Genomic DNA, 14,031 nt, shown 5'->3' with positions numbered 1-14,031 from the left:
CTTGTCGCTCAGGCTGGTGATCTCTTCCAGCAGCTCGAGCATTTCCTGTGACTTCTCGCCGTCACCGAGGGACGCGACGATCTCGAACTGCTGGGTGACCTTTTCCAGATAGGTTTTCAGTTGCGATTTCAGGTTGCTGTCGAGCATGTGAAATTTCCCCGTAGCGAAAGGCCTCTGTCAGGGCAGAGAACCAGAAGGTTGAATACTTTTGATGAGAGGAGCATACGAGGCCACAAAGAATTCTGAAAATTGATTAATCCAAGAGCGATGATCGAGTAAGTCTATCGTGTTCCACGTGGAACAAAAAAACCCGGCTTGCGCCGGGTTTAGTGATTCTGATTGATCCAGCGATCAGAAATCCAAATTGGATACCGCTAAAGCATTGGATTCGATGAAATCGCGCCGCGGCTCTACAGCGTCGCCCATCAAAGTATTGAAGATCTGATCCGCTGCAATGGCGTCTTCGATGGTGACCTTGAGCATCCGGCGAACCGCCGGATCCATAGTGGTTTCCCATAGCTGATCCGGATTCATTTCGCCCAATCCCTTGTATCGCTGGACACTATGGCGGCGAGTTCCTTCGGTCATCAACCAATCAAGCGCCTGCTTGAAAGTCGTGACCGGCTTCTTGCGCTCACCACGCTGAACGTAGGCACCTTCCTCAAGCAGGCTATTCAGCTTCTCACCCAAAACGGTAACCGTCTTGTAGTCGTTACTGCCAAAGAAGTCGCGATTGAAAGTGATGTAGCTGGCCAGCCCGTGGGAAATAATCTCCACCTCTGGCAACCAAAGATTCCGCTCTTTATCTTCACGCAGGCTTGCCTTGTAGGCCAATCCGGAACGCTCGACACCTTTCAGCAAAGCCGCGTAGGGCTCCAGCCAGGCCTGCATCGCTGCGTGATCACCGAGCTGCCCGACGCTCACCCGCGGCAGATAGATGAAGTGTTCGGTCAGCTCTTGCGGATAAAGGCGGGAGAGCCGCTGCAGCGTTTTCATCACCGTGCGATAGTCGTTGACCAGCCGCTCCAGCGCTTCGCCCGAAAGGCCTGGCGCGTGCTCGTTGACGTGGAGGCTGGCGTCCTCGAGCGCAGACTGGGTGAGATATTCATCCATCGCCTCGTCGTCTTTAATGTACTGCTCTTGCTTGCCGCGTTTGACCTTGTAGAGCGGAGGCTGAGCGATATACACATAACCACGCTCAATCAACTCGGGGAGCTGGCGGAAGAAGAACGTCAGCAGCAGCGTGCGGATGTGCGAACCGTCAACGTCGGCATCGGTCATGATGATGATGTTGTGATAACGCAACTTGTCGATGTTGTACTCTTCACGGCCGATGCCGCAGCCAAGCGCCGTTATCAGCGTGCCAACTTCCTGCGAAGAGATCATCTTGTCGAAGCGGGCCTTCTCAACGTTGAGAATCTTGCCTTTGAGCGGCAGGATGGCCTGAGTCCTGCGGTTGCGGCCCTGCTTGGCAGAACCGCCCGCGGAATCACCCTCCACTATGTAGAGTTCGGAAAGGGCAGGGTCCTTTTCCTGGCAATCAGCGAGTTTGCCGGGCAGACCGGCAATGTCCAAGGCGCCCTTACGCCGGGTCATTTCACGGGCCTTGCGGGCAGCTTCGCGTGCACGAGCGGCATCGATCATCTTGCCAACGACCGCCTTGGCCTCATTGGGATGCTCCAGCAGGAAGTCAGCGAAATGCTTACCCATTTCCTGTTCGACCGCCGTCTTGACCTCGGAAGACACGAGCTTGTCTTTGGTCTGAGAACTAAACTTGGGATCCGGCACTTTTACCGAGATGATGGCTGTCAAGCCTTCACGGGCATCATCACCGGTAGTCGCGACCTTGTGCTTCTTCGCCAGGCCTTCTTGCTCGATATAATTGTTCAGGTTACGCGTCAGCGCCGAACGGAAGCCCGCCAGATGAGTGCCGCCGTCACGCTGCGGAATGTTATTGGTGAAGCACAACAAATTTTCATTGAAGCTGTCGTTCCATTGCAGCGCCACTTCGACACCAACACCATCATCGCGTTGAACATTGAAGTGGAATACTTCGTTAACGGGCGTCTTGTTGGTATTGAGGTAGGTCACGAACGCGCTCAGACCGCCCTCGTACTTGAACAGCTCCTCCTTGGCATTTCGCTCATCGCGAAGCACGATTCCCACGCCCGAATTAAGGAACGACAGTTCTCGCAAGCGCTTGGCCAGAATGTCCCAGCTGAAATGAATGTTCTGGAAGGTTTCGGCCGACGGTTTGAAATGAATTTCGGTGCCTGAACCGTCAGTTTCGCCGACTGCGGCCAATGGTGCTTGTGGTACGCCATGACGGTAGGTCTGCTCCCAGACCTTACCCTCACGGCGGATCGTCAGTACAAGCTCTTCTGACAGAGCATTCACTACCGAGACGCCCACGCCATGAAGGCCACCAGAAACCTTATAGGAATTGTCGTCGAACTTACCGCCGGCGTGTAGCACGGTCATAATGACTTCGGCTGCGGATACACCTTCTTCGTGAGTATCGACCGGGATCCCGCGGCCGTTGTCACGGACACTGATGGATTCATCTACGTGAATGGTGATGCAGATATCGCTGCAATGACCAGCCAGCGCTTCGTCGATCGAATTGTCGACGACTTCGAAGACCATGTGGTGCAGACCGGTGCCGTCGTCCGTGTCTCCGATGTACATGCCGGGACGTTTACGAACTGCATCGAGGCCTTTGAGGACCTTGATGCTGGACGAATCGTACGTGTGATTTTCACTCATGCCTTCACTCCCGAGGGGCCGTGGACTTGGGTTATCTCACCATGTTCCACGTGAAACATTGAGACTGGCGTATCTTCACGCCAGCCTTCTCGCAATACGTTCGAATCGACACAGGTGATAAATACCTGACAATTCAGTTGTTCCAACAACCGGCACAACGAAAGCCGGTGGTAATCGTCCAGTTCGGACGGCAAATCATCGACCAGGTAAATGCACTGACCCCGCTTGGCCTCGCTTACCAAATGCCCTTGAGCGATTCGCAGTGCACAGACGACAAGCTTCTGCTGGCCACGCGACAGTGTCTCGGCCGCATTATGATTAGCAATCCGTAAGCGAAGATCAGCCCGCTGCGGTCCTGCTTGGGTATGCCCCATAAGTCTGTCGCGCTCGATCGAAGCTGCCAGCACCTCAGCTAGGGACCGCTCTTTATCCCAGCCGCGGTAATAGCTCAATTGAAAGCCTTCCAGCTCCAGAAGGGAGGCCAAGATGCGTTCGAACACGGGTTTGAGAGCCTGGATATAGGCACGCCGATAACTATCGATTTCATCGCTTGCCGCACTCAGCTCGCGGCTCCAAGCAGCCTGCGAAGCGGCGTCCAGTGTACCATGCCGTAACCATGAGTTTCGTTGCCTCAGCGCTTGCTGAAGGCGCTGCCAGGCTTGAAGAAAACGGGGTTCCACGTGGAACACGCCCCAATCTAAAAACTGACGACGAAGCTTTGGTGCACCTTCCAGTAAACGAAAGCTATCAGGATTGATCAGTTGCAATGGCAGGGTTTCAGCAAGCTCCGCAGCGCTCCGGACGCTCTGACCATTGATGCGTATACGGATTTCCCCACCGCGATCTCTCGAAATACCTAACGCGCTGGATTGTTCTACACCCAGCTCAACCTGGCCGAAGACGGTGCAACTCGTCTGCTCATGGCTAATAACGGGATTCAGGCGCGTGCTGCGGAAAGAACGCGCCATACCAAGGAGATGGATGGCCTCAAGAAAACTGGTTTTCCCACTGCCGTTGTCGCCGTGGAGGATGTTGATCCGAGGGGAGGGAGTTAACGTCACCGGCTGCAAATTGCGAACGCCGGTGACGGAGATACGGCTAAGCGACATCTAGTTGTGGTTACAGGCGCATCGGCATAACGACATAAGCCGAATCATCGTTATCGAACTCCTGAACCAGGGCGCTGCTGTTCGCATCGGAGAGAATCAGCCGGACCTGGTCGGTAGTCATGACGCCCAGTACATCGAGCAAATAGCTGACGTTAAAACCGATCTCCAGCGAGCCGCCCGAGTAATCGACGGCGACTTCTTCTTCGGCTTCTTCCTGCTCAGGGTTGTTGGCCTGGATCTTCAACAGACCGCTTTCCAACTGCAGACGAATGCCTCTGTACTTCTCATTGGACAAAATCGCTGTACGGCTGAATGCTTCGCGTAGCGTCTGACGCTCACCCACAACGAGCTTGTCACCACCGCGCGGCAGGACGCGCTCATAGTCAGGAAACTTCCCATCTACCAGCTTGGAAGTGAACGTGAACTCGCCAGTGGTTGCCCGGATGTGGTGCTGACCGAGAACGATACTGACATCACCGTCCTGATCGGTGAGCAGGCGCGCCAGTTCGAGAATACCTTTACGTGGCACAATGACCTGATGGCGATCAGGCTGTTCGATGCCGGCCTGCATGGAGCACATCGCCAAACGATGGCCGTCAGTCGCGACGGCGCGCAGCATTCCGCTGGATACCTCGATCAGCATCCCATTCAAGTAATAGCGTACATCCTGCTGCGCCATGGCAAAGCTGCTGCGTTCGATCATGCGGCGCATCTTTCCCTGATTGACACTGAAATTCAGCGAACCCGGGCCTTCCTCAACGGTGGGAAAATCGTTTGCCGGCAAGGTCGACAGGGAAAAGCGACTGCGCCCCGATTTAATTACCACCTTTTGATCGTCCAGACGGATATCTATCAGCGCGTCAGGCTGCAGGCTCTTGCAGATGTCCATCAGCTTTCGTGCCGGCACGGTAATCTCGCCCGGCTCGAATGCATCCTCCAAAGCGACACGGCCAACCAATTCGACTTCGAGATCGGTTCCGGTAAGGGACAACTGGTGATCCTGAACCACCAGTAGAACGTTGGACAACACCGGCAAGGTCTGGCGCCGCTCAACGACGCCGGCCACTAACTGCAGGGGTTTCAACAGGGCTTCGCGCTGGATAGTGAAATGCATGGTCTGGTCCCTTGCCTATTAATTGGCCGCAGTCTGTTAAGTTGTCAAAGTACGCAGCAGATTTTTGTAATCTTCGCGAATATCAGCATCTAATTCCCGAAGTTCAGCAATTTTACGACAAGCATGCAGCACCGTCGTGTGATCACGCCCACCAAACGCGTCGCCGATTTCGGGCAGGCTGTGATTGGTGAGTTCCTTGGACAACGCCATCGCAACCTGACGTGGTCTCGCTACGGAACGCGAGCGTCGTTTCGACAGCAGATCGGATATCTTGATTTTGTAGTATTCCGCGACCGTGCGCTGAATATTATCAACGCTGACCAGCTTGTCCTGCAGGGCAAGCAAGTCTTTCAGCGACTCGCGAATAAGCTCGATGGTGATGTCACGCCCCATGAAATGCGCATGGGCGATCACTCGCTTCAATGCCCCTTCCAGTTCGCGGACATTCGAACGGATCCGTTGCGCAATGAAGAAGGCTGCGTCATGAGGTAGATCGACATTGGCTTGATCGGCCTTCTTCATCAGGATCGCCACCCGCGTCTCGAGCTCCGGTGGCTCTACAGCCACGGTCAGGCCCCAGCCGAAGCGGGACTTGAGTCTTTCCTCGAGCCCGTCGATCTCCTTCGGATAGCGGTCGCTGGTCAGGATCACCTGCTGGCCACCTTCGAGCAAGGCGTTGAAGGTATGGAAGAACTCTTCCTGCGACCGTTCTTTCTTGGCGAAGAACTGGATGTCATCGATCAGCAACGCATCCACGGACCGATAAAAGCGCTTGAATTCATTAATGGCGTTGAGCTGCAGCGCCTTGACCATATCGGCAACGAAGCGCTCGGAATGTAGATAGACCACTTTGGCGTTGGGGTTCTTCTTCAGCAGGTGGTTACCTACCGCGTGCATCAGGTGGGTTTTACCGAGGCCCACGCCACCATAGAGAAACAACGGGTTATAGCCGTGCTTCGGATTGTCCGCGACCTGCCACGCCGCGGCACGGGCCAGCTGGTTGGACTTGCCCTCGACGAAATTCTCGAACGTGAAGGTGCGATTGAGATAGCTGGTGTGCTTGAGGCCGCCTTCGACCTGGACGTTGCGTTCGATGCGCGTCGGAGCGGGTGCCGCTACGGCTTCGGCCGCAACCGGGACCGCGGCGTCCGAAAGCGCTGCCGGCGGCGCGGCCGCGGCGGGCGCGCCTACCGGCTGTTGGGTACGCGGAGCGGATGCGGGCGCCAGCGCCGCGGAGGCCGTACGCCTGCTACCGATCAATAAAGATAAAGAAGGGGCCAAGCCCGTGGCGCGCTCGGACAACAACTCAAGCAGCCGAGACAGATATTTCTCGTTGACCCAATCGAGAACGAAGCGGTTCGGCGCATAGACGCGCAGCTCATCGCCTTCGGCTTCAACCTGAAGCGGACGAATCCATGTGTTGAATTGCTGGGCCGGCAGCTCATCTCTCAAAAGGTCAATGCATTGCTGCCAAAGTTCCACCGACACGGAATCTCCTAGACGCTGTCGAGCTTTTAAACGGCTGCCATTGTAGCCTCCGGTCGTGCAGTTATCCACAGTCCGTACGCCATATGAACGCAAAGAATGATTTCGTAGTATCACGCACTTGCGTCATGAAGCCTGTTGATAACCAAGCCTGAACCCTCAGGAAAAGCCTGTGTGCAAGATCCCAGCAACCCCATCTGTTGATAAAAAGCAATTTCATCCACAGGAAACCCAATAGATTCCCACCGGAGCCACACCGCTTCCACAGAGCCTTTCAAACCTCTGAAAAGCCCGTCGTGTCTGCTTCAAAAGCCCTTATCCACAGATTCACCGCTCACCTTCTATAAGCATTGCATTAAGAAGAGCTTTAACTTCTTTTCTTTCTTATTTAATTCTCTCTCTATCTTGCTGGTTGGAAATTGACCTCACCGCGCAGCTTCTCTACAATCGCCGGTCTCTTAAAAGGGGGCCATTCCGGCCCGCAATGGATCACCAGGTAACGCATCATGAAACGCACTTTCCAACCCAGCACCCTCAAGCGCGCTCGCACTCACGGTTTCCGTGCTCGTATGGCCACCAAGAACGGTCGCGCCGTCCTGTCGCGTCGTCGTGCCAAAGGTCGTAAGCGCCTGGCAGTCTGAACACGTCGGAACAGGTAGTGAGTCGAGACTTCGCTCGGGAAAAGCGATTGCTGACCCCGCGTCAATTCAAGGCAGTCTTCGACTCCCCTTCCGGCAAGTTACCGGGCAGGAATGTCCTGCTCCTGGTGCGCGAAAATGGATTGCCACATCCCCGTATCGGGCTGGTGATCGGCAAGAAAAGCGTCAAGCTCGCGGTGGAGCGCAATCGCATCAAGCGGCAACTGCGCGAAACCTTTCGTCTCCACCAGACGGAACTAACGGGGTGGGACATCGTGGTTATCTCGCGCAAGGGATTGGCTGATCTGGATAATCCCGAACTGGCACGGCAATTCGCCAAGCTCTGGAGGCGGTTGTCTCGCACCCCTTCCCAGAACGTCGACAATCCGGAACAGGGCAAGCCCGCCCATGCGTAACCTGGCTTTGATTCCGATCCGGGTCTACCGGTATGCCATCAGTCCCATGATGGCGAGCCATTGTCGCTTCTACCCCAGTTGCTCTTGCTACGCACAAGAGGCCATCGAAAGTCATGGCCTGCTGCGCGGTGGCTGGCTGAGCCTGCGCAGGCTTGGCCGTTGCCATCCATGGAATCCGGGCGGCTATGATCCCGTGCCTTCCAACCACACCTCCAATTCATCTTCGATGACCGAGTAACCATGGATATCAAACGCTCGATTCTGCTTGTCGCACTGGCAGTCGTTGCCTACCTGATGGTCCTTCAGTGGAATCAGGACTACGGCCAGGCCGCCTTGCCTGCCGAGACAAGCCAGGAACAACCTTCGCTCGCTCAGCTACCGGACACACCGCCAGCCACCCGCGCTGAAGACGCCCAGCAGGACATTCCTTCCGTTGGCGGCGAGCAATCGGCCAGCACGTTGCCTGAAACCCAGGCCAGCAGCACCCAGCTGATCCGCGTACGTACCGATGTCCTCGATGTCGCGATCGATCCGCGTGGTGGCGACATCGTCGACCTACGCTTACCGGAATTTCCCCGTCGCCAGGATCGGCCGGACGTTCCGTTCCAGTTATTCGAGCGTAGCGCGGAGCGGACCTATGAAGCCCAGAGCGGCTTGATCGGTGACGGGCCGGACAAGGCCAGCGGACGTCCGCTGTACAGCAGCGAGCAACAGCAGTACCAACTGGGCGAAGGTCAGGATCAACTGGTCGTCGATCTGAAGTACAGCGAAGACGGCGTCGATTACACCAAGCGCTTCACCTTCGATCGCGGCGACTATGACCTGCGCGTCAGCTATCTGATCGACAACCAGAGCGAAAAGGCCTGGACGGGCCACATGTTCGGTCAGCTCAAGCGTGACGACAGCGGCGATCCGTCTTCCAGCACGGCGACCGGCACGGCAACTTATCTGGGGGCCGCGCTCTGGACCAAGGATGAGCCCTACACCAAGGTCTCCATGAGCGACATGGACGACAAGAACCTGAAAAAGGCCGTCGAAGGCGGCTGGATCGCCTGGTTGCAGCATTACTTCGTGACGGCTTGGATCCCGGCACCCGATCAAACCAACCAGGTGCAGACCCGCAAGGACAGCCGCGGCAACTACATCATCGGCTTCACCGGTCCGGCGATCTCCGTCGCCCCGGGTAGCCAGGGTGAAACGTCCGCTACGCTGTACGCCGGCCCCAAGAGCCAGGACAAGCTTGAGGAACTCTCGCCGGGCCTGCGCCTGACCGTTGACTACGGCATTCTCTGGTTCATCGCCCAGCCAATCTTCTGGCTGTTGGAAAACATCCACGCGCTGCTCGGCAACTGGGGTTGGTCGATCATCGTGCTGACGATCGTGATCAAGCTCGCGTTCTTCCCGCTCTCGGCGGCCAGCTATAAATCGATGGCCCGCATGCGTGCGGTATCGCCGAAAATGCAGGCGCTGAAGGAGCAGTTTGGCGATGACCGCCAGAAGATGTCCCAAGCGATGATGGAGCTGTACAAGAAGGAGAAGATCAATCCTCTTGGGGGTTGCTTGCCGATTCTGGTGCAGATGCCGGTGTTCCTTGCGCTCTACTGGGTGCTGCTGGAAAGCGTCGAGATGCGTCAGGCGCCGTGGATGTTCTGGATCACCGATCTATCCATCAAGGATCCGTTTTTCATCCTGCCGATCATCATGGGCTTGACCATGTTTATTCAGCAGCAGCTGAACCCCACGCCACCGGACCCAATGCAAGCCAAGGTGATGAAGCTCTTGCCTGTAATTTTCACCTTCTTCTTCCTCTGGTTCCCGGCTGGCCTGGTGCTGTACTGGGTGGTCAACAACGTCCTGTCGATCGCACAGCAGTGGTACATTACGCGCAAGATCATCGGGCAGACCGCAGCCGCAACCTGAGATTTTCGTTGACGTGAACAGAACGCCCCTTGATTGGGGCGTTTTGCTTTTTTCGATCTGCCTGGGAGAGAAGACACATGAGCCAAGATCGCGAAACCATCGCCGCAGTCGCTACCGCTCAGGGAAGAGGCGGCATCGGCGTGGTGCGCGTCTCAGGATCACGAGCCAAAGCTGTCGCCATCACCCTCAGCGGACGAGAACCGGTCCCGCGGCATGCGCACTATGGCCCCTTCCACGCCGATGACGGCGAGGTCATCGACGAAGGGGTGATGCTGTATTTCCCAGGCCCCCATTCGTTCACCGGCGAAGACGTGCTGGAACTGCAAGGCCATGGCGGTCCCGTGGTGATGGACATGCTGCTACAGCGGTGCGTGGAACTTGGCGTTCGCCTTGCCCGCCCCGGTGAATTCAGTGAACGGGCCTTCCTCAACGACAAGCTGGATCTGGCCCAGGCCGAGGCGATCGCCGACCTGATCGAGGCGAGTTCCGCTCAGGCGGCGCGCAACGCTGTCCGCTCGCTGCAAGGCGAGTTTTCCCGCCGGGTTCATCAACTGACGGAAAAGCTGATCCAGCTGCGCATCTACGTCGAGGCGGCAATCGATTTCCCTGAAGAGGAGATCGATTTTCTGGCCGACGGCCGAGTGCTGGCCTTGCTGCAAGCCGTCAGGCAGGAGCTGGCCGAGGTGATCCGCGAGGCGGGTCAGGGCGCGCTGCTGCGCGAAGGCATGAACGTGGTGATCGCCGGTCGCCCCAATGCCGGTAAATCCAGCTTGCTCAACGCCTTGGCGGGCCGTGAGGCGGCTATCGTCACTGACATCGCCGGCACCACGCGCGATGTGCTGCGCGAGCATATTCATATCGACGGCATGCCCTTGCATGTCATCGATACGGCCGGCCTGCGCGATACCGACGACCAGGTCGAGCGCATCGGCGTGGAGCGGGCCATCAAAGCCATCGAGGATGCCGATCGCATACTGCTGGTGATGGATGCCAGTGCAGCTTCGGCAGGCCCTGACAGCTCCGATTGGCCCGATTTCCTGGCCATCAGGCCCGATCGCGCGAAGACCACCCTCATTCGCAACAAGGCTGACCTGACGGGGGAGGGCGCCACCCTCTCGATCGATCCTGACGGCTATAGCACGCTGAGCCTTTCGGCACGGTCCGGCGAGGGCCTTGAGATGCTCCGCGAGCATCTCAAGCGCTGCATGGGGTACGACCAGACCGCAGAGAGCGGCTTCAGCGCCCGCCGCAGGCACCTGGACGCACTGCGGCAGACGGCAGCGCATCTGGACCATGGCCACGCGCAGCTCACCCTGGCCGGAGCCGGAGAGCTGCTGGCCGAGGACCTGCGCCAAGCCCAGCAAACCCTTGGCGAGATCACTGGTGCCTTCAGCTCAGATGACTTGCTGGGACGCATTTTTTCCAGCTTTTGCATCGGCAAATAGCACATCGCCTGAAGCCGCCATCGCCGTCCGATGACTGGGACGGGCGCTGAGGCGTTTCCCGCAGGGAAACTGGCGCTCGGCCGGTGCCCTTCAAAGACACCGGGCTGCGACGTCCCTGCCTCGATTCATCGTGCGCAGGCTACCGCTGGCCGCCTCGATTCCGGCGAAACCGTTCGTTTTTTATTATCAACCGCCCCCTTGAGCCCTGTGGAAAACCGGCCCTAAGGTCGGTCCATAACCCTCTGGATAAACCGGTGATGAGCTGGCCTGTGCATAAGTAGCTATTTAATACACAGGCTGTAAACCGGTACTGCACCGTCCCAGCCCAGCTTCAGCACAAGGTTTTGGTACGCTGAAGCCCTTATGAATAAAGGTTTACAGCGATCTATCCACAGATATTCGGCACATATTTATAAACATAGAAATAAGCTTTAAATCATTTCTCTCTTTTTTATATATTGCTTGAGCTCCCGGCACACCTTGAGCAGTTGGTCATTTTTTGTGCAAAGGCCCTTCTTTCACAGCCCTCCAGCCCCTATACTTGCGCGTTTTCCCAGGCTCAACTGAACAGGCACGAGGTGCGTGGTGGATTTCCCTTCCCGTTTTGACGTCATCGTTATCGGCGGCGGCCATGCCGGTACCGAAGCTGCGTTGGCAGCCGCTCGAATCGGTGTAAAAACCCTGCTGCTCACCCATAACGTCGAAACACTGGGACAGATGAGCTGTAATCCAGCCATAGGCGGCATCGGTAAAAGCCATCTGGTCAAGGAAATCGATGCGCTAGGCGGTGTCATGGCAACGGCCACCGACCAAAGCGGCATTCAGTTCCGTGTGCTCAACAGCCGCAAAGGCCCAGCCGTACGCGCGACTCGTGCCCAAGCGGATCGCGTGCTGTACAAGGCTGCGGTCCGTGGGGTTCTGGAGAACCAGCCGAACCTGTGGATATTTCAACAGGCCGCCGACGATCTGATCGTTGAAGCCGACCAAGTCAAGGGTGTCGTGACACAGATGGGGCTGCGTTTCTTCGCCGACTCCGTGGTACTCACCACCGGTACCTTTCTCGGTGGACTTATCCACATCGGTCTGCAGAATTATTCCGGCGGTCGTGCTGGTGATCCGCCCTCGATCGCCCTGGCTCGTCGTCTTCGTGAGTTACCGCTTCGCGTTGGTCGCCTGAAGACAGGCACGCCGCCACGCATCGACGGACGCAGCGTCGATTTTTCGGTGATGACAGAGCAACCAGGCGATATACCCATCCCACCTATGTCGTTCCTGGGGCATGCCGCGCAGCATCCGAAGCAGGTCAGTTGCTGGATCACTCATACCAACACGCGAACCCACGAAATTATTGCCGCAAACCTTGACCGATCGCCGATGTATTCCGGCGTCATCGAAGGCGTCGGTCCACGTTACTGCCCGTCGATCGAGGACAAGATCCATCGTTTCGCAGACAAGGACAGCCATCAGGTCTTCATCGAACCAGAAGGCCTGACCACACACGAGCTTTACCCCAACGGTATCTCCACATCGTTGCCATTCGACGTGCAGCTGCAGGTCGTCCAGAGCATCCGCGGCATGGAGCAGGCGCACATCGTTCGCCCTGGCTATGCCATCGAGTACGACTACTTCGACCCGCGCGATCTCAAGTACAGCTTGGAAACCAAGGTGATCGGTGGCTTGTTCTTTGCCGGTCAGATCAACGGCACCACCGGTTACGAAGAGGCCGGCGCTCAGGGGCTGTTGGCCGGCACTAACGCGGCTTTGCGCGCACAGGGCCAGGACAGCTGGTGCCCGCGCCGCGACGAGGCCTATCTGGGCGTACTTGTCGACGACCTGATCACCCTGGGAACCCAGGAGCCTTATCGCATGTTTACTTCGCGCGCCGAGTACCGGTTGATCCTGCGAGAAGACAATGCGGACCTACGGCTGACCGAAAAAGGCCGTGAATTGGGCTTGGTCGATGATGCCCGTTGGGCCGCTTTCGAGCGCAAACGCGAAAGCATCGAGCAGGAAGAGCAGCGACTGAAAAGTACCTGGGTGCGTCCGGCAACGCCGCAGGGCGATGCGATCGCCGAGCGTTTTGGAACGCCGCTGACCCATGAGTACAACTTGCTCAATCTGCTCGCACGACCCGAAATCGATTATCTCAGCCTGATCCAGCTTACCGGGGCGGGGGTCGAGGACCCGCAGGTTGCTGAGCAGGTCGAGATAAAGACAAAGTACGCCGGCTACATTGATCGTCAGCAGGAAGAAATCGCCCGCCTTCGCGCCAGCGAGAGTGTTGCGCTATCGGCGGATCTGGACTATTCGACCATCTCTGGCCTGTCCAAGGAGATCCAGCACAAGCTCACCCTTGCTCGACCGGAAACGCTCGGCCAGGCGTCGCGAATTCCCGGTGTAACCCCAGCAGCAGTGTCGCTTCTGATGATCCATCTGAAAAAACGCAGCGCCGGAAGCAAGCTGGAGCAAAGCGCTTGATGGACGACGAATACGCACGCTATGCCGAAGAACTCCAGCGTGGCGCCGAATTACTCGGCGTAGAGCTTAGCGACTCGCAGCAAGCGCAGCTGCTTGCCTATCTGGCGTTGCTGAACAAGTGGAATAAGGCCTACAACCTGACCGCCGTGCGCGATCCGGCTGAAATGGTCTCGCGTCATCTGCTCGATAGCCTTAGCGTCGCTCCATATGTAGAGCAAGATGGCGCTCGCTGGCTGGACGTGGGCAGTGGCGGTGGGATGCCTGGCATTCCGCTAGCCATTTTGTTTCCCGAGCGCAGCTTTACGCTACTCGACTCGAACGGCAAGAAGACCCGTTTTCTTACGCAGGTCAAACTGGAGCTGAAACTCGCCAATCTCGAAGTTGTCCACAGCCGCGTCGAGCAGTTCCGACCCGAACGGCCTTTTGCCGGCATCACGTCTCGGGCATTCAGCTCGCTGAGCGACTTCGCCGACTGGACGCGCCATCTGGGAAATCTCGAAACTCGCTGGCTCGCCATGAAAGGAGTCCAACCCGATGACGAGCTACAGGCGCTACCGGCGGATTTCCAACTAGAGCGCTGCCTCGTTCTCAAGGTTCCCGGTTGCCAAGGGCAACGCCATCTGCTGATACTGCGCCGCACTTCATGACTCCGGACAGACG

The 14,031-nt window shown here is 57.3% G+C and carries 11 protein-coding genes; 7 read left to right on the top strand and 4 right to left on the bottom strand.

Translation table 11 applies throughout. From position 1 onward, the window contains the following. Window positions 1-351: 351 nt before the first annotated feature. From gyrB to dnaA, 4 genes are read right to left on the bottom strand one after another with little or no spacing between them, the layout of a single operon-like run. Window positions 352-2,766, bottom strand: a complete 2,415-nt coding sequence (gyrB, locus tag MCB86_RS15430) for a DNA topoisomerase (ATP-hydrolyzing) subunit B (RefSeq protein WP_239611400.1) — start codon at window positions 2,764-2,766, stop codon at window positions 352-354. Beyond that, window positions 2,763-3,875, bottom strand: a complete 1,113-nt coding sequence (gene recF / locus MCB86_RS15425; RefSeq protein WP_045164346.1) for a DNA replication/repair protein RecF — start codon at window positions 3,873-3,875, stop codon at window positions 2,763-2,765. The genes gyrB and recF overlap by 4 nt, the downstream gene beginning before the upstream one ends. A 10-nt stretch (window positions 3,876-3,885) precedes the next feature. Further along, the gene (gene dnaN, locus MCB86_RS15420) at window positions 3,886-4,989 is read right to left on the bottom strand and encodes a DNA polymerase III subunit beta (RefSeq protein WP_045164345.1); all 1,104 of its coding nucleotides are present in this window, start codon (window positions 4,987-4,989) and stop codon (window positions 3,886-3,888) included. A 36-nt stretch (window positions 4,990-5,025) separates the two neighbouring features. Continuing rightward, window positions 5,026-6,477 (bottom strand): chromosomal replication initiator protein DnaA, encoded by a 1,452-nt coding sequence (gene dnaA / locus MCB86_RS15415; RefSeq protein ID WP_239611399.1) that lies wholly within the window; start codon window positions 6,475-6,477, stop codon window positions 5,026-5,028. Between the two features lie 503 nt (window positions 6,478-6,980). Between dnaA and rpmH the strand changes: the two genes are divergently transcribed. The 7 genes from rpmH (at window position 6,981) to rsmG (ending at window position 14,018) form a co-directional block, all read left to right on the top strand. Beyond that, entirely contained in the window at window positions 6,981-7,115 is a 135-nt protein-coding gene (rpmH, locus tag MCB86_RS15410; protein WP_019340723.1) for a 50S ribosomal protein L34, read from the top strand. Window positions 7,116-7,132: 17 nt separating this feature from the next. Continuing rightward, window positions 7,133-7,528: a ribonuclease P protein component gene (rnpA, locus tag MCB86_RS15405; RefSeq protein ID WP_045164343.1), complete on the top strand. Its 396-nt coding sequence runs from the start codon at window positions 7,133-7,135 to the stop codon at window positions 7,526-7,528. Then, window positions 7,521-7,766: a membrane protein insertion efficiency factor YidD gene (yidD, locus tag MCB86_RS15400; RefSeq protein WP_045164342.1), complete on the top strand. Its 246-nt coding sequence runs from the start codon at window positions 7,521-7,523 to the stop codon at window positions 7,764-7,766. Before rnpA ends, yidD begins: the two co-directional genes overlap by 8 nt. Window positions 7,767-7,768: 2 nt before the next feature. Next, window positions 7,769-9,448, top strand: a complete 1,680-nt coding sequence (yidC, locus tag MCB86_RS15395; protein ID WP_239611398.1) for a membrane protein insertase YidC — start codon at window positions 7,769-7,771, stop codon at window positions 9,446-9,448. Window positions 9,449-9,525: 77 nt separating this feature from the next. Further along, window positions 9,526-10,893, top strand: coding sequence for a tRNA uridine-5-carboxymethylaminomethyl(34) synthesis GTPase MnmE (mnmE, locus tag MCB86_RS15390; protein WP_239611397.1), 1,368 nt, complete (start codon window positions 9,526-9,528; stop codon window positions 10,891-10,893). Between the two features lie 585 nt (window positions 10,894-11,478). After that, window positions 11,479-13,371, top strand: coding sequence for a tRNA uridine-5-carboxymethylaminomethyl(34) synthesis enzyme MnmG (gene mnmG, locus MCB86_RS15385; RefSeq protein ID WP_239611396.1), 1,893 nt, complete (start codon window positions 11,479-11,481; stop codon window positions 13,369-13,371). Further along, window positions 13,371-14,018 carry a 16S rRNA (guanine(527)-N(7))-methyltransferase RsmG gene (gene rsmG / locus MCB86_RS15380; RefSeq protein ID WP_045164338.1) on the top strand — a complete coding sequence of 216 codons (648 nt, stop codon included), beginning with the start codon at window positions 13,371-13,373 and terminating at the stop codon, window positions 14,016-14,018. The genes mnmG and rsmG overlap by 1 nt, the downstream gene beginning before the upstream one ends. Window positions 14,019-14,031: the final 13 nt, after the last annotated feature.

The sequence above is a fragment of the Pseudomonas sp. KSR10 genome, from assembly GCF_022355455.1.
Classification (GTDB): domain Bacteria; phylum Pseudomonadota; class Gammaproteobacteria; order Pseudomonadales; family Pseudomonadaceae; genus Stutzerimonas; species Stutzerimonas stutzeri_E.
Note: the sequence above shows the minus strand (reverse complement) of the source record. Positions and strands in the feature narration are given on the sequence as shown.

Coding starts and splice junctions, on each gene's coding strand:
- yidD (WP_045164342.1), top strand. CDS start 7,521: ATGCGTAACCTGGCTTTGATTCCGATCCGGGTCTACCGGTATGCCATC.
- recF (WP_045164346.1), bottom strand. CDS start 3,875: ATGTCGCTTAGCCGTATCTCCGTCACCGGCGTTCGCAATTTGCAGCCG.
- yidC (WP_239611398.1), top strand. CDS start 7,769: ATGGATATCAAACGCTCGATTCTGCTTGTCGCACTGGCAGTCGTTGCC.
- dnaN (WP_045164345.1), bottom strand. CDS start 4,989: ATGCATTTCACTATCCAGCGCGAAGCCCTGTTGAAACCCCTGCAGTTA.
- gyrB (WP_239611400.1), bottom strand. CDS start 2,766: ATGAGTGAAAATCACACGTACGATTCGTCCAGCATCAAGGTCCTCAAA.
- rsmG (WP_045164338.1), top strand. CDS start 13,371: ATGGACGACGAATACGCACGCTATGCCGAAGAACTCCAGCGTGGCGCC.
- rpmH (WP_019340723.1), top strand. CDS start 6,981: ATGAAACGCACTTTCCAACCCAGCACCCTCAAGCGCGCTCGCACTCAC.
- mnmE (WP_239611397.1), top strand. CDS start 9,526: ATGAGCCAAGATCGCGAAACCATCGCCGCAGTCGCTACCGCTCAGGGA.